The organism is Pseudomonas sp. zfem003, from assembly GCF_032621675.1.
Classification (GTDB): Bacteria; Pseudomonadota; Gammaproteobacteria; order Pseudomonadales; family Pseudomonadaceae; genus Metapseudomonas; species Metapseudomonas otitidis.
This window is the reverse complement of the sequence record NZ_JAVYJG010000005.1, coordinates 178,583-198,563: the sequence shown is the minus strand read 5'-3', so window position 1 is coordinate 198,563 and position 19,981 is coordinate 178,583. Positions and strand designations below refer to the sequence as shown.

Here is a 19,981-nt window from a genome sequence, read left to right as displayed (position 1 = left end):
CGCGCGTTAATGGCATAAAGCTAGCAGATGCAGCTGCGTCGACCTCAAAATCAGGCAAACATCGAAAAATTTTGCTTTTAGGTTTGGCTGACAGCGGTTATGGATCGCCATGGGCAAGGGCTCGTCCACCGCTAAGAGGCAGTGGCATCACGCGCATCGCCGTCTCATCATAAGCTAGATGTTTAATGGAACTAGACCCGAGTTAAATTATGGATAACCCCGATCAAGTATCGACCTATCATGGGACAAATGACTTACATGCCAACGATATAGTAGAAGGAAATATTGATGCCACTCTTGGTGGGGGCGAACTTGGAATGGGCTTCTATCTTGGCACTGCTTTACACGTAGCTAAAGCTTGGGCAGCGCAAATGCATGGCTGCGAAACTGTCGTAGAGTTTCAGTTTTCTGATAAAGAGTTTTGGAAGTTTGACATTGAGGCACTTACCGACATTGAAGCACTTGAGAAGCGTCACACCATTAGATCTAGAGGTTTAACTAGATCCTATTTATTTCTCAAGGACGTTGTATGGGCGCCCATCGTCGGAGGTCCTAAAGTCTATTCGGACCAACACAAGTGGGAGTCTAAAGAGGGAGAAGACTTCCTAAATAGCGATCAAGTAATGCGGAGGAAAATATGAACAATGTCGTCTATTACCTCTGCTATTTCGACGAACAACGAGGAGTGGTTTTTCCAGATGAACTCCCGAGAAACTACTATTCTCCCGGACTTTTCTTAGTAGAACCACAGAATAGAGGTGAGCACTATTATAATTACTCGTTCGATGCAATGGATAACGGGAAGAAAATATCATTAATGCTAATAAGGGTTAATGATAGCAATCTAAGCTCAAATCTCTACGTGGTCAAAACCAAAAATTACGGCTCGTTTTGGTTCAAGCTAGAAACTATTAACCCGCGAATTCGATATGTGGGAAAAAGAAATCAATTGAGATCACACCAAGGCTTTAGCGTAGCCATGTCGACCGACAGTGGAAAACTTGAGAGGGTCTGCAAGGAGCATAATTTCTACTTTATTGGTAGAGCGCTCCGAGATAGCGAAGATGATTACGACGAGAGACAACTAACATGAAGGCGGGCCAGAGATATGTAATAGTAGATCTCTGAGCCCATTAAATTTCGCACTCAGACTAACGAAAAGAACAGGGATAGCAATGAAAGAAACTGGGATTCAATTTAGCCTACTAGGTAGTTACAGAAACAACTCGCTATTCACTACACTGCCGCCTGAGGCAGATATCAGAACTCTAGAGACAGACAGTCCCCTGGATACAGAAGCCTGTGAAAAAAACATTGGATTAAATATACATGAGTACATCCATCAACTACACAATTTTTCAACCACCTCAGGGCTTCAACTGCTAAAAAATCGACTTGCGGCCTTACAGATCTTTGCAACTGGAACGGATGATAATGGCCACTACATTCGCCAGGGAAAGATCTATAAGCACCTAAACAAAAATATACTCGAAAACTTTGAGAAAGATTATTCCAGGATACTTGGAAATACCGACAAAATTGATAAGTGGGGCAACCTATCCGAATTTTCTTTCGAGACCACATGTTATCAGGAGGAGACCGATGACTCTTCTGATCCCTGCACCATTATTGGAGTGGATGCAAAGTTCAAACTAAACGGAGTTGAGCGAGAAGCAAAAATCCAAAATATTGGATATAACATAATAACGGAAGGTATTGCGTATGAAATCGAAAGACAGGTACGCAACAGCATAACTGGGAAATCAGGCATTGAGCTAGAGCTTGCGACTCCACCGCTTCCCTACAGATTCTATCGGCCAATTGTGGAGCACTTTGTAGGCCGAGAGTGCTCAGTACCTGAGTTAGTAAAGGTCGGTATCTTAGCCCTTCAAAATAAAATTCCTTCACTGGGGCTATTTGCAGCTGCGTCAGCACTTAGGGAGGGAGGAAGTGTCTATTCCGAGTTCATATCCAATACAATAAATGAGCACAACATAGTTTTAGCCGGATATAAGGCCACGATAGCTGAGCTACACGAAAAAGCCTTAGCGGGAACAACCTTGAAGGACGGACTCATATTATTAGATGAGATCGTTATGAGCGCTATGAATAAAAGAGAGAAAGATCCATTCTATGAGTTGCTATTCCTTAGGGAAACGATGACCCCGGAAGTATTCACACACATCCTACGTACGGAAGAGCTTCCCCCTAGGTGCATACTTCAATATAAACACGACGAAACAGCAGAGCTTTATTTTATAGGCCAAGGTGTATCCGACTATTCGGACACACGAGTCGGAGCCATTTCGACGCTTCAATGTGCATTACAGTTTTCTACCCTACACATTGCGCCTAACGGTAGCTTTAATAACACTGTACGCTTGCAGGAAAGCCCTAATAAACTAGCTTGCCCGTACCTTGACGCTTGCCCTCTTAAAGATAAACGAGAGAATCAGAATCTATGCTCTGAAGCACCATGGATGCATGATCTTGGAATTCAAACTGGCGACGTTTGTTGGTATGTGAATGGAGTAAAATCATTGCGAAATCTCAAGTTTGGCGACTACGACGAACAGTACGTTTGATATTTCGCATCGGTGCTGCATTATGGCCTCTAAAATTTTTAGCCTTCAGGTCTTAAGACTACCGCTCTAGCAATAGGTCAGCTTCGGATAGCGGCTTTCAGCCAGAGGCATGACCATGATAGCATTTGGATATATCAGCTTGAGTACAGGGAACGACCGCAGATGAGCATGGTAGAGTGGGTCCGCCGCGAGAAAAGTCAGAATCTCGTCGTTTTTGTCCATGGACTGACAGGCGGCATGGGTACGTGGGCGTATGACGAGCATGTGTCATTTCCCTCTCTTCTGATGGAGGACCCTCGTATTGATGGCTTCGATATAGCTTGCTTCAATTACTTCACGACGTTTACAAACATCTATGGCATCTCGAAGTCGTTCATTGGCCGGATGTTTGGTTCGCTGAAATCCTTTAGAAAGAATCTTCCAATTGACGAGATTGGAGAACTCCTAAAAACGGAATTTTCCGTAAACTTCTCCAAATACAAAAAGATAATTATTATCGCTCACAGCATGGGCGGGCTTATATCTAAATATTGCATTTTGCAGCAGATTGAGAATGAAGGTCGAACCCCTGTTACCGGCTTCATTTCTTTGGCAGTTCCCCATCAAGGAGCTAAGGCTGCGAGTATTGCCAGTTTAATTTCAAAAAATGCGCATGTTGGAGACTTGCAGGTATTGAGCGAGGCGATTGATAAGTTAAATCGCTCATGGAGCCAGTCCACGATAAAGCCAGAAGTAAAATACATCTATGGTGCGCATGACATAATTGTCGAAAAAAACAGTGCAATCCCTACTGACACCCCTAAAGCAGACGCAGTGGCTGTAAATGAGGACCATATTGGAATATGTAAGCCAAAGGATTGCGAACAGACAATATATGTCGCTGTAGTGAATTTCATTGAAGATCTAGCCGTAAAATCAGCTGGACAGCTGGAAATAAAAGAGTTCATTGACAACCAACAGTACGATGACCAGTTCTTCGTACTGAAACTAATTCTCGCAGAAGTTGGAGAGGTTTTAACTGGTAGTGCAAAAGAATATTTCTTTAACGCCGAGGAGGCGCGAAAGATTTTCTCTAGCGACCATGACCGCGAGCTACTCCAGAAATTGTATGAGGATATTAGAATTTTATACAGGCTAGAGTACGAGTATCACGTAGCAAATAACACTACGACCACTCAACTAGTGCAAACTGTGCATAAAAAAATCTTTGATGCACAGGAAGGTTATCTAAAAACCACTCTCTCGCAACTTCGCGATAGCCACAAGATGGGAATGATCCATCAACTAGCGAACAAACCTGATACGCGAGTAGTGTGGTCCGAAGCCACTACGGTGGAAGCATTAAAAGCGTTGCATATGAAGGCGGGTGATAAAGGGGCCGACCATGATAAGTAGTCTCCCTTATCTACCGATTGACGAAGAGCTTGATCTAAATACAGCCATATTAATTTTGCTATTATCAAAAATGGCTAAGAACAATCGCGACAACTTAGTCTTAGATTTCGAGAAAATACAGGTATTCCTTTACCTAATTAAAAACCCATCAAAGATCAGTAAGATTTTAAGGCTAGCCGATAAACCAGGGAAGCCGCTAGAGAAGAGGCTAACACACACAATTGAAAGCCTGTCCAGCAACGTAGATATACTTTTCAATCGTCATAAAGTAAAAGTCCTGATTAAACGAGTGGCTGCGCTTGGCTTGTTGAAATGTGAAGGGGCGGTGAAGGAAAACAAAATTAGATATGCACTATCTGACGCTGGCGAGCAATTTGCTGCTTCACTTATTCATGAGGCATCAGAGAAGAATCACTTTTCCTCGCTGGAGGAGATCATATCCAAATTAACGCCACTGCAATCTCAGCCAACGACTAAGCTAAATGCTTGGATGAATACGCTACTCAAAGGGAATTGATATGCATCCTTACCTCAACATTGATTTTTTACACTTAGTCGGGCATCGCAAGAATTACACCATTCCATTTTACCCAGGTGTCAATATTATATATGGCGACTCCGATACAGGTAAGTCGAGCATTCTCGAATTTATTAACTACCTTCTCGGCGCATCATCCGTTGTGATGGCGGATGAAATATCTTCGTCCATTACATACGCAGCATTAGAGATTCGATTGAACGGTGTCGAATACACCATTAAGCGAGACGTTTTCAAGCCCGCAGAGTTTGTTGAAGTATACCCCTGCATCTTTTCGGAGTGTGCAAATAACTATCCGAAAAAATATGCCCATAAATTTGGTGCTCCCGAAGGGCCGGACGGATACCTTTCCGATTTTCTCATGGGAGAACTCGGCCTTCCAAAAATCAACATCAAGGTCTCTCCCACCAAAGCTGATTCAAACCTGAAGCGCCTTAGCTTTCGCGATCTCTATAAGTTCTCGTACTTGGACCAAGACGAAGTTGGTAGCAAGAACCTACTGGACTCCGCTAACTGGTCTCTATTTGCGAGCAACAAAGAAGTCTTCAAATATATCTTTAACGTCTTAGATACCAGCATTTCCGAGCTAGAGCAGGAGATTTCTGAGCAGTCCAAAGCCGCTCGGCAATACAAAAGTAAATATGAGTCTGTTTCTGAGTTTCTACGTGAAACTGACTACGAGAGCCAATCATCAATTGATGACTCGTTGGAGGCTCTCGATGAGACCATCAATGAATTAGAAAAGGAGTTGCAACTTACGAACTCCAAAATGATCTCGAACTCCACTCAGTACGAATCCTATAAAGCCGCTTTTAACATGCTTTCTCTTAACGAGAAAGGGCTGGCGCAGGAATTATCTAACCTGAGAGAGCAACTAGATCGATATGCCAGATTAAAGAACGACTACGACAATGACATTGATAAAGTTGAGGCGACCTTATCAACACATAAAAAAATAGGTGAGATTAAATCCGCCCCGCAGCCCTGCCCAATTTGTGATTCGCCTCTTGAAGATTCCGCTGAATCGGAGCCTTTTATATCCAGTGGAGCCACGTCTCTTTCGAATGAACTAGACTCGCTAAAAAGGAAAAGAAAGAGCATCCAATCGCTTATCTCAGAACTCTCCGAGAAGCAACGAGAGCGGAACTCTATGTACTTCTCGGTGCATGAAGACCTTCTAAAGGCAAGAGAGCTTCTGGATACCGAAAGCGAAAGCATGATCACTCCCTACCTAACTCAAAGGGACGCTCTAGTTAAAGAGCTATCGGCTAAACGGCAATTCAGGAGTCAGCTGGTTGTAAATTTAAAAATAAGGAACTCGCAAAAAAATATCTACGATCAGTACGAGCACTGCACTACGATTGTCGCGCAGCTTGAAGAGCGCCTTGCAGAGCTTAGAAAGTCGGCTCCGAGCTTAGATTCTGTTCTTTCTGAACTATCAGACAATCTGAATAGATTTCTCAAGAAAGTTAACATTAAGAACAGGCGGGGAATATCTGTAAGTCCCAGGAATTTTTTGCCTGTGATCCGCGATCGGGAGTACATGACTATTACTTCTGGCGGGCTGAGGACGATCTCATCCATTGGGCTCCTACTTTCAATATTTGAATACGCGATTGATAATGAGATTAATCACCCTGCCATTCTTCTTATCGATACGGTTGGAAAGTATCTAGGAAAGACATCGAAAGCTAAGCATCAAGAAGAAACTGATGCTGCCGCAGATGCCGACGAAGGACTTTCCGACCCTGAAAAATACAAGAACATGTATGAGTATATGTTCCAGCTGGCCGGCAGGGCTGAGGAAAAGGGAGTCCAATGCCAGATCATACTGGTGGACAATGATGTCCCCGATTCCTTTGTAGAAGAATTTAAACCATATATTGTTGCTCATTATAGCTCGACAGGCGAAAACGGACTTCCCAAGGGATTGATTGACGACTATTACTCGTGAGAGTGAACGTTTAAAAGAATAGTGCGCCATCCTAAATCGGAGCAGAAAATGTCACTACCCCCCATTCTTGTTGCTCAGGGCGAAGTTTCCTCAGGTGTAGATCAATTTACAAACGCTCTAAGTGGCTACCTTAATCATTTAGGGCTCCCTGCGAATAACGTGTTGGTTCCAGTGGTCGAGCGGCAGCGGGTAATAAACAACCTTCCTGAAGTTGTGAGTGGAATTGATCCGGCCAAGCGCGTTGAGTCACTTTACATATCCAAATTTATCGCAGCTTGTGGTGCCGGTCTTTTTGACGCGGCCTTAAACTTCATTTGGGATGAAACTGTAGTCAACCTGCGGAAAAAAGTTGCTCGTTTCGATCTAGAATATTTCTATGACAGTGTAATCACTGATGCTGCGCGTAGAAGTAAACTGCGTGGTGAAGAAGATTTAGTTAAGATTGAAGAGTGGGAACTCGTTCGCGGATGCCATGTAACGGGGATACTCTCTGATATTGGATATCGCCACCTCGACTACATAAGAGATATGCGAAACTGGGCAAGCGCGGCCCATCCTAACCAGAATGAGCTTAGCGGCTTGCAACTCATTTCATGGCTAGAGACTTGTTTAAGGGAGGTTATTGCTAAAGATCCCGAGCCCGCTGCGATTGAAGCAAAGCGGGTGTTACATAGTATTCGCAATCAAGTACTCACTGAGCAGGACGCTCAACACATTCGTGCGGGTATGGAGCGCTTGCCGGCAGATATTATAAAGTCGCTCTTAAGAGCCATATTTGGGATGTATACTGCTGATAATACATCTATCCAAGTAAAAACCAACATTAGATTGATAGCCCCTAAATGTTGGCTCTTGTCACCAGATGAGACAAGATACGAATGTGGCTTTCGCTATACCACCTTTGCTGCCAATGGCGAAAATGTGCGCCGAGGGCTCGCTCATGAGTTCTTGAACGCTGTCGGCGGACTAGGTTACCTGACTCCCGATGCTCTCACAGTCGAAATGTCGGCGTGCACGAATGCGTTGTTCGACGCGCATAATGGCTATAACAATTTCCATAGCGAACCTGCTCACGCTCGAAATCTTTTGGCTTATATTCCAGCTAACGGGCAGATTCCGGAGAGCGTAAGGGTCCCTTATGTTAAAACATTAGTTATGGCAAGGATCGGAAATGGATATGGTGTTTCCGAAATGGCCGTCCCCCACTACCAGTCTATGATTTCACGATTTGGCGAAGAGGAATTCAAAGAGTTTGTGAAGTTGCTGACTGACCGTCAATTTCAGGCCCGGCTTGCATTAAGAAATTGTGCGCCAAGGTTTAAGGAGCTGGCCAACCTTTTCTTGCCTCGAACGGCGAACCAGGTTACACATGCTGCGTTAACGGCAATTATCGGTAGCCAGGACCAACATCTGCAAAATCTTGGCCGTGAGACCGCTTATACTCGGATTCTTGCAGCGTATTAACTAGCGCAGTCAGAGTAAAGAAGCTAGGAGATATATAATTGTCCAAAATTGCATTGTACAAGGCACTCGAAGCGCAGATCGCGGAGCAGCTAGCGCAACTAGATGCACTAAAGAAGAGCAGCGATATCCAACGTGAGCTTGAATTCGAAGAAAAGCTTCAGTCGCTTCTTCTGGAATATGGATACACCCTTCGCGAAATTATTGAAATTCTTGTAGTGGTCTACTGATCCCGGACACCCATTTAGGGCGAGAATGCTCGCCATAGAGAGGTGTCTGATGACCAAGCAACGTCGTTCCTTTACGCCCGAATTCAAACGAGAGGCCGCTGGTCTGGTGCTCGATCAGGGCTACAGCCATATCGAAGCAGCTCGCTCGCTGGGGCTGGTTTAATCGGCGCTTCGTCGCTGGGTAAAACAGCTCCAAGAGGAGCGCCAGGGCGTTACACCGAAGAGTAAGGCATTGACTCCCGAACAGCAGAAAATCCAGGAGCTGGAAGCCAGGATCGACCGACTGGAGCGGGAGAAAGCGATCCTAAAAAAGGCTACCGCTCTCTTGATGTCGGACGAGTTCAATCGTACGCGCTGATAGACCAGTTGAGTGAGCGGGAGTCGGTGGAAGTGGTCTGTTCAGCCTTCGACGTGGTGCGGTCTTGCTACTACGCCCATCGTCTACGCCGCTGCCGTGTTGATGCACGCTGGGCTGCCCTGCGCAGTCAGGTCAATCAGCTGTTCAACCAGAGTCGAGGTTCGGCTGGCAGCCGCAGCATTCTGGGTATGTTGCGTGAGGATGGCGTAAGCATTGGCCGCTTTCGGGTGCGCCGGTTGATGCGTGAGCTAGGTTCTGTACGAAAAGTACTGCCGCAGGCATCGCAGCGTGCAAGCCAGCGTGACCATTGCGGCAAAACTTCTGGCGAGCTTGTCGTAACGGGTGCTAATTCTCCGGTTCTCTTTTAGCCAGCCAAACATCCGCTCAATGATATTCCGCTGCCGGTATTTCGGACGATCAAACAGTCGGGGTAGTCCTGGCTTGGGTTTGCGCTTCATGGCGCGCTGCGGAATCACCGGCTGCATGCGGTAGCGGTCGCAGTACTGGCGCAGATGCTCGGCATCGTAACCTTTGTCTGCCAGTAACCAACGGCAGCGCTTACGAGGTCGTCCCGACTTTCCGGGGATACGTACCTGATCTAAGAGTGGCTGAGCATGGCCAATGTCGCTGGCCTGCCCGGGTGACAGCATGAATCGGAGAGGTATCCCGTTGGCATCGCAGATCAGGTGAATCTTGGTGGTTAGGCCGCCTCGGCTACGTCCCAATGCATGATCTACCGGTTCTTCTGGCCCCCCTTTTTCCCGGCGCCAGAAGAGGCTCGGGTTGCACGCACCGCTGTGGAGTCAATCATCCACGTATCCAGGTCGATCAGGCCTTCCTGATTCAACTGGATGTGCAATCGCTCAAGTACTCGGTTAAACGTGCCGTCGTCTCGCCAGTCACGGAACCGTTGATAAACCGTCGACCACGGGCCGAAACGTTCCGGCAGATCACGCCAGGCGGCTCCGGAGCAAAGGATCCAAAAGATGCCGTTGAGCACCGTCGGCCCATCTTCTGTTCCGGGGCAACCAGATCCTTGATCAACTCCCAGCCCGCATCTGGGAGTTCGTAGCGCCTTGCCATGTGAGCCTCCAGCCAATCATGGTGGCGATTCTACCTGCACCGACTTTTCGTACAGAACCTAGGGCTGTCGGCGGTGTCCTTCGTGTGGGAACGGGCCCTGTTGGCAACCTGGGGTGCTTTGAGCTGGGTGCTTGTGCTTGAGGAGCATAGGCGGCTGTTTGATGGCTGCTGGTGGGCTGAAGCCCACCCCATGTGCCGTATAGCTCGTCGGACCTCCGGCGGGTCTACTTTCCCTGCTTGCCTGCTATTGACCTCAACTTAGCTTGAGGTTTTATCGTCCTGCCCGTTCTTGCCCGCCACCCAGGGCGCGGCAAGCGTCTTTTGCAACCAACAAGGACCCGGAATGGACACCCAGACTTCATTGATGATCTTCCAAACCACGTGCTTCCTTGGGTTTGCGCTGTGGTTGAGCATTGCCCTGATCAACAATCTGCACGGTTTCGCCAGTTCGGTGGGGGCGGTGGGGGCGACGCTGTCGATGGCGCCCTTGCGCCAGCCGCCCGTGGTCGACATCCCCTTGCTCAGCCGGGCACTGGTTTCGCCGACTCTGCATCGTCTGGCGCTGGCGGTGATCGTGGTGCTGCAACTGGTAGCTGTTCTCGCCGTGTGGTTGGGGTGCTATCTCCTATTGCTCGGCGGTGGCTTGGAGGCCGCTCGACCCTGGTTGAACCTGGCGCTGAGCATGGCCTTGGCGTCGCTCTTCGCCATGCTGCTGGGCGGGCTCTGGTTCGCCTACTGGATACGCCAGGAGGGCCTGCAATTGACGCACCTGATGCTGGTGATCTGGGTATTGCTGAACTTCCTCGTGCTCAATCTGCGCTGGAGCTGACCTTATGAAGATGATGGTGATAGGCGCTAGCAGGGGCCTGGGTCGTGCGTTGGTGGAGGGGCTGGGCAGGCCGGGGGACCGGATCGTGGGCGTATCGCGCAGTCGGCCGGATCGGCTGGCGGTCGCCGCAGGCGTCGACATCCAGTGGATCGAGGCCGACCTGGCCGAGCCGAAGGTAGCCGTGGCGCATATCGAGGCCCAGGCACCGGCGGAGCTCGATGTGCTCATCTGCAACGTCGGCATCTGGGAGCCGCAGGCCTTCAGCGAGGGTTACGACTTCCTGAACGATAGCGATGAGACGCTCGCCAGGTTGGTGGAAGTGAACATCACCGCCACGCTGTTGTTGCTCAAGCGCCTGGTGCCAAGGTTGCTCGGCTCTGCCAGGCCACAGCTGATCCTCACCGGCTCCACCTCCGCCCTGCACCGCAGCGGGCGGCCCGAGGTAGCGTTCGGTGCCTCCAAGTTCGCGTTGAACGGGATGGCCGATGCGTTGCGCGAGGGCTTTCGCGACCAGCGGCTGGCGGTGACGGTGCTGCAGTTGGGTTACCTGAATACTGACGACCCAATGGCTGTGCCAATGGAAGAGGCGGCCGCGCGAGGGGAGGGGCAACTAGTGCCTGTGCACGATGTGGTCACCATGGTCAACGCGCTGCTGCGGCTGTCAGCGGCTTCCTTCGTGCGGGAACTGATCTTGCCGGCAATCGAGGACGGACGTTTTTGAGCTGAGTACTGGTGCTGGAGGGGCACGGGCGGATGTTGGATGGCTGCCGGTGGGCTGAAGCCCACCCTTGTATCTCGACTACTGCCCCTCCCCAGGGGCATAGTCCCCGACTGATCATCGGGGGAGGGATAGGAAGCCGTGCCCACCCTTAGGCCGCGAGCCTGCACCGTAGATAGTGCTCCGCCCCTCCACACTCACTCGAACAGCCCGAACGGTATCCAGAGCCTCGAGCTCGCATTCACAAGGTTGGGCCGGGTGCAGTGATGATCGCGTCTGAACGGATCGAGAGGAGAATCCATGCCCAGCGTCATCGGCATCGACATCGCCAAACACACCTTTGACCTCGCCACCCTGCAGCCCAACGGCAAGTACCGCACCAAGGCCAAGCTGGCCAACGACAAAGCGGGCTTCGCCGTCTTGCGCGACTGGCTGAACAAGCACAGCGAACCCGGAGCCTGGGTCGTGATGGAGGCCACCGGCATCCACCATGAAGCCCTGGCCGAATGGCTGCTGGAGCAAGGCTATCGGGTCTGTGTCCTCAACCCGGCGCAGATCGCCCACTACGCCCGCAGCCAGCTGCAGCGGGTGAAGACCGACAAGGTCGACGCCAAGCTGATCGCCGAATACGGCGAGCGCCACCAGGACGAGCTGCGCCCCTGGCAACCCGAGCCCCGTGCCGTAAAGCGCCTGAAGGCCCTGGTACGGCGCCTGGGGGATCTTCGCGAAATCGAACAGATGGAGCGCAACCGTCTGGAAGTGGCCGATGCCAGCGTGCAGGCCTCGATCCAGTCGGTTCTGGAACATGTCGGCCAGGAGATCGAAGAAACCCTCAAGGCCATCGACGACCACATCGACAACGACCCGGACCTGCGAGGCAAGCGCGACCTGCTGACCAGCATCGACGGAGTCGCCGACAAGACCGCCGCCCTGCTCCTGGCGGAGCTGGGCGACCCGCTGCGCTTTGCCAACAGCCGCGCCATCACCGCCTTTGCCGGGCTCAACCCACGGCTGCAGGAGTCCGGGAGCTACCGGGGGCAGACACGCATCTCCAAGATGGGCTCATCGCGCCTGAGGGCCGGCCTGTACATGCCCGCGATCAGCGCCCTGACCTACAACGAAGCGATCAGAGCCATGGGCGAACGGCTAAGAGAGCGGGGCAAGACCGGCAAGCAGATCGTCTGCGCCGCCATGCGCAAGCTGCTGAACATCGCCTATGGCGTCCTGAAATCGGGCCAGCCGTTTGACGCAAAACTAGCCCTTGCTCACTAGCAATCAAGACGGTATCTACTGTTTTGCGGGTTCGAAGAAGCGGCGGAACTGGCGCAGGTCGGCCTGGGCGGTGGGGATATCCACAGGCTCGAAGCGCAGCGCCTGGTGGGCGCTGCATTGGGCCAGGCGGTCGCAGTCGCGGGGGTGGAGCCAGCCGAGGATGGGGTAGCCGCCCATGGTCTGGTGGTCGGCCTGGAGGATGATCGGTTGCCCGTCGGGCGGCACCTGCACGGTGCCGCGCACCACGCCGAGGGACCACTGGCGCTTGGGCGGGCTCAGCGGCTCGCCCTTGAGGCGGGCACCCATGCGGTCGGATTGCGGGCTGAGCTGCCAGGGCTGGGCGAAGAAGGCCTGCACGTCGGAGGGCGCGAACAGCGCGGCGTCACCGCCCAGCATCACCCGCAACGGGCGTTCGGCGCGGTAGTCCGGCTGCCAGGGCCAGGGGACGCTGGCGCCACGGGCGAACTGCCCGCCCCCGCCCGGCAACAGGTCGCCGTCGGCCAGGCGCGCGCCGCGGCCGTCCAGCCCGCCCAGGCCTTCGCGGGCCTGGCAGGCGACGCTGCCCAGCACCGGCTCGACGCCAAAGCCACCGGCAATGGCCAGGTAGGCGCGCTGGCCGCTGCGGGCGAAGCCGAGCCGGAGGCGCTGCCCGGCGCGCATGCGGAAGCGCGACCAGTTCGGCCGCACCACACCGTCCAGCTGGATGGGCAGCTCCGCCCCGCAGAGGGCCAGCCAGGTGTCGCCGAGGCTTTCCAGCTCGACGCCGCCCAGGGCGATCTCCAGCAGCGGCGCCGTCGGGGCGTTCTCCAGCAGGCGGTTGGCCCAGGCCGCAGCGTGGCGGTCCATGGGGCCCGAGGGGGACACGCCCAGGTGCTGCCAGCCGTGCCGGCCGCCGTCCTGCAGCAGGCTCAGCGGCCCGGCCTTGATGACGCGCAGGCCGCTCATGGCGCCACGCACTCGCGGCGGTAGGTGGCCTCGTCGATGGGCTCGAAGCGCACCCGATCCCCCAGCGCCAGCGGGCAAGGCGGCGCCTGGACGGGGTCGAACAGGCGCTGCGGGCACAGGCCCAACAGGTGCCAGCCGCCCGGGGAGGCCTGTGGATAAATGGCCGTCTGCCGTTCGGCGATGGCCAGGCTGCCGGCAGGAACCTGGGTGCGTGGGGTGGCCCGGCGCGGCAGGGCGAGCCGGGCGTCGAGTCCGCCCAGGTAGGCAAAGCCGGGGGCGAACCCGATGGCGCCGACGCGGTATTCCACCGCGCAGTGCAGGTCGATCACCTGGCCGGGGCGCAGCCCACAGGCCTCCGCCACCGCGCCCAGGTCCTCGCCGCCGTACCAGATCGGCAGACGGTGCAAACGCCCCTGCTCGTCAGGCGACGGGGCCGACTGCCACTGCTCCAGCAACGGCGCCAGGTCGTCGGCCAGCCGGGCGGGGTCGGTCAGCAGCAGGTCGTAGTGCAGCAGCAGGGTGGTCCAGCCCGGCACCAGCTCGCGGAGCTGCGGGCCGAGCCGCTGGCGTATGGCCTCGGCAAGCCGGGCGATGCGCAGCGGCAGGTGGTCGTCCGGGGTGTCGGCCAGCACCAGCAGCACGGCTTCGGCGCCGACCGGCTCAAGGCGGATCATGAGGCGTCCAGGTGGGCTCGCAGGCGCCGCAGCACCGCCAGGGATTCGGGGTTGTCGCCGTGTACGCAGAGGCTGTCGGCCACCAGTTGCAGCGGCTTGCCGTCGATGTCGGGGAAGGACTCGCCCCGGGCGATGGCCACCGCCTGGTCGATGATCTGCTCGGGGTCGCGGTGCACCGCGTCGGGCAGGCGCCGGGGGGCGAGCTGGCCGTCGGAGAGGTAGGCGCGGTCGGCGAAGGCTTCGAACATCAGCGGCACGTCGGCGGCATCGGCCAGTTGCAGCTCGCGGCGGTTGTCGGCCAGGGCCAGCACCATCAGCGGCAGGCCCTTGCGGTAGCTGGCGCAGGCGTCGAGCACCGCTTCGAGCAGGGCGTCGTTGCGCACCAGGTCGTTGTACAGGGCACCGTGGGGCTTGACGTAGGCGACCTGGGTGCCGGCGGCGCGGCAGAAGGCGTCCAGCGCGCCGATCTGGTACAGCACCACGGCGCGCACCTCCTCGGGGGACAGCTCCATGCGCCGCCGGCCGAAGCCCACCAGGTCCGGGTAGGCCGGGTGGGCGCCGATGGTGACGCCATGGTCCACCGCCAGTTCGACGGTGTTGAGCATGGTGAGAGGGTCGGAGGCGTGGAAACCGCAGGCCAGGTTGGCCTGGTCCACCAGGGGCATGGCGTGTTCGTCGTCGCCCAGGGTCCAGGCGCCGAAGCTTTCGCCCATGTCGCAGTTCAGCAGGATTCGATTTTTCATCGCGTGATTATGGCGACAGAGTGCGCCCCACGCGAGGTGGCGTTTGTGCAGTTATCCACAGCGGAGCGCCGTGGCCCGGACGTCAGTCCGGGGTTCCGCTGCCCAGGTACGGGCAGCGGAACCGGCCTGGCGATCAGTACACGTCGCGGCGGTAGCGCCCTTCGCTGGCCAGGCGCTCCAGGCCCTCGTCGCCGAGGACCTCGCGCAGCACGGCATCCACGCCGCCGGCCATGCCCTCCAGGCTGCCGCAGATGTAGAACACGGCACCCGCTTCGACCCAGGCGCGCACCTCGTCGGCGGCCTCGCGCAGGCAGTCCTGCACGTAGACCTTCTGCGCCTGGTCACGGGAGAAGGCCAGGTCCAGGCGCTCCAGTTCGCCCCGCGCAAGCCAGCCTTCGATCTCTTCGCGGCAGTAGAAGTCGTGGGCCTGGTTGCGCTCGCCGAACAGCAGCCAGTTACGGCGACGGCCCGCGCGGATGGAGGCCTGCAGCAGGCTGCGCAGGCCGGCCAGGCCGGTGCCGTTGCCGATGAATATGGCCGGCGTGTCGGCTTCGGCCAGGTGGAAGCGGGCGTTGCGGCGCAGGCGCAGCGGTACCCGGGCGCCCACCGGCAGGTAGTGGGTGAGCCAGCCGGAGGCGATGCCGAGGGCGCCGTCGGCGCGGCTTTCCTGGCGCACGATCAGCTCCAGGGTGCCGTTGGCCGGCAACGAGGCGATGGAGTACTGGCGCTGGGCGAGCGGAACCAGGGCATCCACCAGGGCCTGGGCGTGCAGCCCTACCAAGTGCTCGAAGCTGTCCGGCAGCACGCGCCCTTCCAGCGCCTGGCGCAGCGGCAGGGTGCGGCCGTCGAGCTGCACCGCCGCTTCGCCGTCCAGGCCGTGGCGCGCCAGCCAGGCGGCCACCACCGGTTCGCCCTGGCAGGGCAGGATGTCCACCAGGTCGCCCGCCTCCCACTGGGCCGCAGCCCCTGCCGGGGCGCTCAGGCTCAGTCGCCAGGTGGAGGCGCCCTGGCTGCCGGGATTGAGGTGCTCGCGGGCGCTCAGGGTCCAGGTCTCGAAGGGCGCCTCTTCCCAGGTGGGCACCACGTCACTGCCGGAGAGCGTCGCCAGGTGCCGCTGCCAGGCCTGGATGGCCTGGCCGTCGCCGTTGTCCACCTCGACGGTGTCGAACAGGGTCAGCGCGCCCTGGTTGGCGAGCCAGTCCTGCAGGCGGTGGGCGAAGCCGCAGAAGTGCTGATACTGACGATCCCCCAGGGCCAGCACGGCGTAGCGCAGCTCGCCCAGGGCCGAAGCCTGGCCGAGCACACGGCGCTCGAAGCCACGGGCGCTGTCGGGGGCCTCGCCGTCACCGAAGGTGCTGACCACGAACAGGGCGTTGCGGGCCTGGGCCAGTTGTCCGGCATCCAGCTCGCCCAGGGACTGCACGCGCACCGGCACGCCGGCGGCCTGAAGTTGGCCAGCGGTCTGCCAGGCCAGTTGTTCGGCGAAGCCGCTCTGGCTGGCGAACCCCACCAGCCAGGCGTCGGCCCCGCCCTGCCCGCCCAGGTCGCCACGGGCGGCCCGTACCGCGCGCTTCTTGCGGCGGCGGTCGAGGTAGAGCAGCCAGCCGGTGATGAAGAACAGGGGCATGGCCAGGCTCGCCAGCATCATCAGGATGCGCCCCGGCAGGCCGAAGTACTCGCCCACGTGCAGGGCATAGACGCTGGTGAGCAACTGGGCCTTGAAGCTCTTCTCGGTGTAGCGCTCCACCCGGCTGATGGCGCCGGTGGCCGGGTCGAGGGTGATCTGGTTGAGGGCGCGCGGGTGGGCGGCGTCCTTGAGCAGGAAGAAGACGGTGGCCGGCTGGCCGCCCACCGGGGGCAGGCGCAGGTTGTAGGCGCTCAGCTCCGGGCCGGCGGCGTCGCGGATGCTCGCCCATACGGCGTCGTAGTCCACCACCAGCGGCGGGCCGGCGGGGGCCTGCATGCCGCCGGGACGGCCACGGCCTTCGCCCCGGCGCTCGCCCGGCTTGCCCTGCTGCCCAGCGGGGGCGTCGGCCAGCAGGCGGTTGAGGCCTTCGCGGTACCACTCGTAGGACCAGAACAGGCCGGTCAGCGCGGCCAGGAGGTACAGCAGCAGGCACCAGGTGCCGGCCACGGCGTGCAGGTCCCAGTTGAAGCTGCGGCCCTTGCGCGACCAGTCCAGGGTCAGCCAGGCGCGCCAGCTCGCGGCCTGGCGCGGCCAGCGCAGGTAGAGGCCGGAGAGGCAGAAGAAGATGAGGGCCAGGGTGCTGGCGGCGGTGATCTGGTTGCCGGTCTCGCCCATGGCGAGGAAGCGGTGCAGTTGCAGCATCAGGCCGAAGAAGGCCTCGCCGGAAGGTTCGCCCAGCAGTTCACCGGTGTAGGGGTCGAACCAGCGCATGGGCCCACGGCGTTCGCCCGGTGGCGGGGTGAAGAAGACCCGTGCGGCTTCGCCGCCTTCGGTGCGCACCCAGAGGCCGGCGACCGTCTTGCCCGCGGCGGCTTCGATGCGGCTGACCAGCTCGGCGGGGGGCAACACGCCGCCCTCGCGCACCTCCACCTGGAGGGTGTCGCGGTTGAACAGCTCGAGGATCTCCTCCTGGAAGCTGTAGGCCGCGCCGGTGACGCCCATGAGGGACAGCACCAGGCCCGCACTGATGCCGAGCAGCCAGTGCAGCTGGAACAGGATCTTCTTGAACACGTGTCAGTCCTCGGGAGCGGGCCGGGCGGCCCGCCGTATCGCTGGATCGGAACGGCAACCATGCCGGAACGCGGCGATTCTATTTGAGAACCTGATGCATTAGATCGCGATTCCGAAGTTTTACCTTTTATTTACAGCCAGGCCGCGAGCCGCTCTAGGACGCGGCTCACGACCAACCCCCATCAGAACGAGTAGGTGGCGGAGAGGATCGCCGAGCGGGCGTCACCGTATTCGATGGCGGACGAGCGGGCGTTGGTGCCGTTCTGCTGGCGCACGCGCTCCACGTAGTCCTTGTCGAACAGGTTGTTGACGTTCAGCTGCAGGTCGAGGTTCTCGTTGACCTTGTAGCCGAGCATGGCGTTGTGCACCCAGTAGGCGTCCAGCTTGGCGGTGGTGCTGGAGCTGACGTTGCGCTCGCTGACGTAGCGGGCGCCGTAGCCCAGGGTCCAGCCGGCGGGCAGCTCGTAGGTGGTCCACAGGTTCAGCGAACGCGGCGGGGTGTTGCCCAGCGCCTGGCCTTCACGGGCGATGCCGGCGGCGGTGTCGGCGGCCTTGAGCGTCTCGCTGTCGAGGAAGGTGTAGTTGGCGAAGACGTCCCAGCGCTCGCTGATGTGGCCGGTCACGCCCAGTTCGACACCCTGCACGCGCTGCTTGCCGGCCAGTTGGGTGGAGCCGTCGGCCATGGTTTCGCGGGCGTTGGTCTTGTCGACGCGGAACAGCGCGCCGTCCAGTTCGAGGCGGCCGGCCAGCAGTTCCCACTTGGTGCCCAGCTCCCAGGTCTCGTTCTTCTCCGGGTCCAGGTTCTCGGTCAGGGCGCTCAGGCCGCCACCGCTGGAGGCGATGCTCTCGGCACTCGGGTTGAAGGAGTTGCCCCAGGCCACGTAGAAGCGGCCGTTCTCCACCGGTTTGTAGACCAGGCCGGCGCGGCTGCTGAGCTTCTTGTCGTTGGAGGAGAAGCTGCCGGTCTGCGCCTTGGTGCCGGAGAAGGTCTTGCTCTTGCCGTCGAACCAGTCGTAGCGCAGGCCCATGTTCAGGTCCCACTGCTCGTTCAGGGCGATGGTGTCGAAGACGTACACCGCCTTGTTGTCCAGCGTGTTCTCGGTGTAGCCGGTGGTGGCCTTGGCGACCGGACCGCTCCAGTAGCCGGGCGGGTTGGAAACGCCGAAGCCGGTGTTCGGATACGGAGCAGCAGCGGTGCCCAGGCCGTGGTTGTAGGTCTTGAGTGCGTACTCCTCGCGGGAGATTTCCGCGCCGGTGACGATCTCGTGGTGCAGGCCGGCGGTATCGGCACTGATGCGCAGGTTGGTCTGGTTGATCCACAGCTCGGTGGTGGCATCACGGCCGTAGGCCTGCGGGCCGGCGGGCTTGTAGTTGCCGGCGGGTACGCCGGTCAGGTTGACGTGGGAGGCGGACACCACGGTGTCGCGGTCCACGCGGCTGTAGCGGGTCAGGTTCTGCAGGCGCAGGTTTTCGTTGAAGTCGTGTTCGAGGTTGGCGGTGAACGCGTTCTGCTCGATTTCTTCCTTGTCCAGGTTCTTCCAGCCGAAGTAGTCGTTGCGGTCGACGCCGGCCAGCTTCTTGCCGTCCAGGGCCGGTACGCCGTAGTCGGGCAGGTTGTCGTCGGTCTGGTGGAAGGCGCTGAGGGTCAGGCGGGTGGCGTCGCTGAAGCCCAGGCGCAGGGACGGGGCGACACCCCAGCGCTCGCGGTCGATCTGGTCGCGGCCGGGGACGTCGTTCTCATGGGCCATCAGGTTCAGGCGGAAGGCGCTGTCGGTGCCGAGCTCTTCCAGCGGCTGGTTGGTGTCCAGGGTCAGGCGGTGGTAGTTGTCGGTACCCAGGCCCGCGCCGATGCGGGTGAAGGCGCGGCCCATGGGCTGCTTGCTGATGAGGTTGATGCTGCCGCCGGTGGTGCCGGCGCCGCCGAACACCGAGTTCGGGCCCTTGATGACCTCGACCTGCTCGATGTTGAAGGTGTCGGTGCGGCTGGTCTGGGCGCTGTCGCGCAGGCCGTCGATCTGGATGTTGCTGTTGGCGGAGAAGCCACGGATGTTGATGCTGTCACCGGAGCCGCCACCGCCCTCGCCGGCGTTGAAGGTGATGCCGGAAACGTTGGAGAGCACCTGGCGCAGGCTCAGGGCCTGCTGCTCCTGGATGATCTCCTTGGGGACGACGGTAACGGTCTGCGGGGTGTCCAGCAGCGGTGCGGTGTACTTGGCGGAGGCCGACTCGGTGACCTTGTAGGTCTTCTCGGCCTTGCCGTCGACGTTGACGGTGCCGAGTTCGAGTTTGTTCGAGTCCGCCGCCAGGGCGAGGCCGCTGGCCGAGGCGGAAACCAGGCCGATGGCGGAAGCCAGCAGTGCGCGTTGCGGCAGGCCGTTCTTGTTGCTCATAAGAATCACTCCCCAGTGAAGATGGGGCGCGATTCTATTTGCGAATGTTTATCAGTAAATATTTACCCACTCATCTTTACACAATCTTTACAAAACTCGGAAAAACCC

General features: G+C 57.5%; 15 protein-coding genes and 2 pseudogenes. 11 read left to right on the top strand and 6 right to left on the bottom strand.

The genetic code is table 11. The features are described from left to right. The first annotated feature begins 209 nt into the window (after positions 1 to 209). The 8 genes and pseudogenes from RTK35_RS12485 to RTK35_RS12450 all read left to right on the top strand — a co-directional run. Complete coding sequence (locus tag RTK35_RS12485; RefSeq protein WP_316908147.1) at positions 210 to 641, top strand: hypothetical protein; 432 nt, start codon at positions 210 to 212, stop codon at positions 639 to 641. A gap of 534 nt (positions 642 to 1,175) precedes the next feature. Next, positions 1,176 to 2,585 carry a hypothetical protein gene (locus RTK35_RS12480; RefSeq protein WP_316908146.1) on the top strand — a complete coding sequence of 470 codons (1,410 nt, stop codon included), beginning with the start codon at positions 1,176 to 1,178 and terminating at the stop codon, positions 2,583 to 2,585. A 162-nt stretch (positions 2,586 to 2,747) separates the two neighbouring features. Beyond that, on the top strand, positions 2,748 to 3,980 hold the full coding sequence (locus RTK35_RS12475) for an ABC-three component system protein (protein ID WP_316908145.1): 1,233 nt from the start codon (positions 2,748 to 2,750) through the stop codon (positions 3,978 to 3,980). Next, positions 3,970 to 4,497: an ABC-three component system middle component 4 gene (locus RTK35_RS12470; protein WP_316908144.1), complete on the top strand. Its 528-nt coding sequence runs from the start codon at positions 3,970 to 3,972 to the stop codon at positions 4,495 to 4,497. The genes RTK35_RS12475 and RTK35_RS12470 overlap by 11 nt, the downstream gene beginning before the upstream one ends. 1 nt (position 4,498) lies before the next feature. After that, on the top strand, positions 4,499 to 6,472 hold the full coding sequence (locus RTK35_RS12465) for an AAA family ATPase (RefSeq protein WP_316908143.1): 1,974 nt from the start codon (positions 4,499 to 4,501) through the stop codon (positions 6,470 to 6,472). 48 nt (positions 6,473 to 6,520) lie between these two features. Continuing rightward, positions 6,521 to 7,936: a hypothetical protein gene (locus RTK35_RS12460; protein WP_316908142.1), complete on the top strand. Its 1,416-nt coding sequence runs from the start codon at positions 6,521 to 6,523 to the stop codon at positions 7,934 to 7,936. Between the two features lie 38 nt (positions 7,937 to 7,974). Next, positions 7,975 to 8,163 carry a hypothetical protein gene (locus tag RTK35_RS12455; protein WP_316908141.1) on the top strand — a complete coding sequence of 63 codons (189 nt, stop codon included), beginning with the start codon at positions 7,975 to 7,977 and terminating at the stop codon, positions 8,161 to 8,163. 49 nt (positions 8,164 to 8,212) lie between these two features. Further along, positions 8,213 to 8,787, top strand: a pseudogene (locus tag RTK35_RS12450) (transposase); the annotation flags it as partial. On the opposite strand, the pseudogene RTK35_RS12445 reads toward RTK35_RS12450, so the two are convergent. After that, positions 8,770 to 9,604, bottom strand: a pseudogene (locus RTK35_RS12445) (IS5 family transposase). The pseudogenes RTK35_RS12450 and RTK35_RS12445 sit on opposite strands and share 18 nt — an antisense overlap. Before the next feature lie 343 nt (positions 9,605 to 9,947). Between RTK35_RS12445 and RTK35_RS12440 the strand changes: the two are divergent. The 3 genes from RTK35_RS12440 (at position 9,948) to RTK35_RS12430 (ending at position 12,423) form a co-directional block, all read left to right on the top strand. Beyond that, a complete protein-coding gene (locus RTK35_RS12440) occupies positions 9,948 to 10,433 on the top strand; it encodes a DUF2165 family protein (RefSeq protein WP_316908140.1) in 486 nt (161 codons plus the stop codon). A gap of 4 nt (positions 10,434 to 10,437) precedes the next feature. Beyond that, on the top strand, positions 10,438 to 11,154 hold the full coding sequence (locus RTK35_RS12435; protein ID WP_316908139.1) for an SDR family oxidoreductase: 717 nt from the start codon (positions 10,438 to 10,440) through the stop codon (positions 11,152 to 11,154). 297 nt (positions 11,155 to 11,451) lie between these two features. Then, on the top strand, positions 11,452 to 12,423 hold the full coding sequence (locus RTK35_RS12430; protein ID WP_316908138.1) for an IS110 family transposase: 972 nt from the start codon (positions 11,452 to 11,454) through the stop codon (positions 12,421 to 12,423). A 15-nt stretch (positions 12,424 to 12,438) separates the two neighbouring features. Here the strand turns inward: RTK35_RS12430 and RTK35_RS12425 are convergent, their stop codons facing one another. From RTK35_RS12425 to RTK35_RS12405, 5 genes are all read right to left on the bottom strand, one after another. Then, complete coding sequence (locus tag RTK35_RS12425) at positions 12,439 to 13,368, bottom strand: biotin-dependent carboxyltransferase family protein (RefSeq protein ID WP_316908137.1); 930 nt, start codon at positions 13,366 to 13,368, stop codon at positions 12,439 to 12,441. Further along, positions 13,365 to 14,042, bottom strand: coding sequence for a 5-oxoprolinase subunit PxpB (gene pxpB / locus RTK35_RS12420; protein ID WP_316908136.1), 678 nt, complete (start codon positions 14,040 to 14,042; stop codon positions 13,365 to 13,367). Before pxpB ends, RTK35_RS12425 begins: the two co-directional genes overlap by 4 nt. Further along, positions 14,039 to 14,785 carry a 5-oxoprolinase subunit PxpA gene (locus RTK35_RS12415; protein ID WP_044406919.1) on the bottom strand — a complete coding sequence of 249 codons (747 nt, stop codon included), beginning with the start codon at positions 14,783 to 14,785 and terminating at the stop codon, positions 14,039 to 14,041. The genes pxpB and RTK35_RS12415 overlap by 4 nt, the downstream gene beginning before the upstream one ends. A gap of 133 nt (positions 14,786 to 14,918) precedes the next feature. After that, positions 14,919 to 17,483 (bottom strand): sulfite reductase flavoprotein subunit alpha, encoded by a 2,565-nt coding sequence (locus RTK35_RS12410; RefSeq protein WP_316908135.1) that lies wholly within the window; start codon positions 17,481 to 17,483, stop codon positions 14,919 to 14,921. A 182-nt stretch (positions 17,484 to 17,665) separates the two neighbouring features. After that, positions 17,666 to 19,873, bottom strand: a complete 2,208-nt coding sequence (locus tag RTK35_RS12405) for a TonB-dependent siderophore receptor (protein WP_316908134.1) — start codon at positions 19,871 to 19,873, stop codon at positions 17,666 to 17,668. Between the last annotated feature and the right edge of the window lie 108 nt (positions 19,874 to 19,981).

Excerpts from the sequence above, each read along its gene's own strand:
- RTK35_RS12475 (WP_316908145.1), top strand. The coding sequence starts at position 2,748 with ATGAGCATGGTAGAGTGGGTCCGCCGCGAGAAAAGTCAGAATCTCGTC.
- RTK35_RS12425 (WP_316908137.1), bottom strand. The coding sequence starts at position 13,368 with ATGAGCGGCCTGCGCGTCATCAAGGCCGGGCCGCTGAGCCTGCTGCAG.
- RTK35_RS12470 (WP_316908144.1), top strand. The coding sequence starts at position 3,970 with ATGATAAGTAGTCTCCCTTATCTACCGATTGACGAAGAGCTTGATCTA.
- RTK35_RS12465 (WP_316908143.1), top strand. The coding sequence starts at position 4,499 with ATGCATCCTTACCTCAACATTGATTTTTTACACTTAGTCGGGCATCGC.
- RTK35_RS12405 (WP_316908134.1), bottom strand. The coding sequence starts at position 19,873 with ATGAGCAACAAGAACGGCCTGCCGCAACGCGCACTGCTGGCTTCCGCC.
- RTK35_RS12430 (WP_316908138.1), top strand. The coding sequence starts at position 11,452 with ATGCCCAGCGTCATCGGCATCGACATCGCCAAACACACCTTTGACCTC.
- RTK35_RS12435 (WP_316908139.1), top strand. The coding sequence starts at position 10,438 with ATGAAGATGATGGTGATAGGCGCTAGCAGGGGCCTGGGTCGTGCGTTG.
- RTK35_RS12415 (WP_044406919.1), bottom strand. The coding sequence starts at position 14,785 with ATGAAAAATCGAATCCTGCTGAACTGCGACATGGGCGAAAGCTTCGGC.
- RTK35_RS12440 (WP_316908140.1), top strand. The coding sequence starts at position 9,948 with ATGGACACCCAGACTTCATTGATGATCTTCCAAACCACGTGCTTCCTT.
- RTK35_RS12485 (WP_316908147.1), top strand. The coding sequence starts at position 210 with ATGGATAACCCCGATCAAGTATCGACCTATCATGGGACAAATGACTTA.
- pxpB (WP_316908136.1), bottom strand. The coding sequence starts at position 14,042 with ATGATCCGCCTTGAGCCGGTCGGCGCCGAAGCCGTGCTGCTGGTGCTG.
- RTK35_RS12460 (WP_316908142.1), top strand. The coding sequence starts at position 6,521 with ATGTCACTACCCCCCATTCTTGTTGCTCAGGGCGAAGTTTCCTCAGGT.
- RTK35_RS12480 (WP_316908146.1), top strand. The coding sequence starts at position 1,176 with ATGAAAGAAACTGGGATTCAATTTAGCCTACTAGGTAGTTACAGAAAC.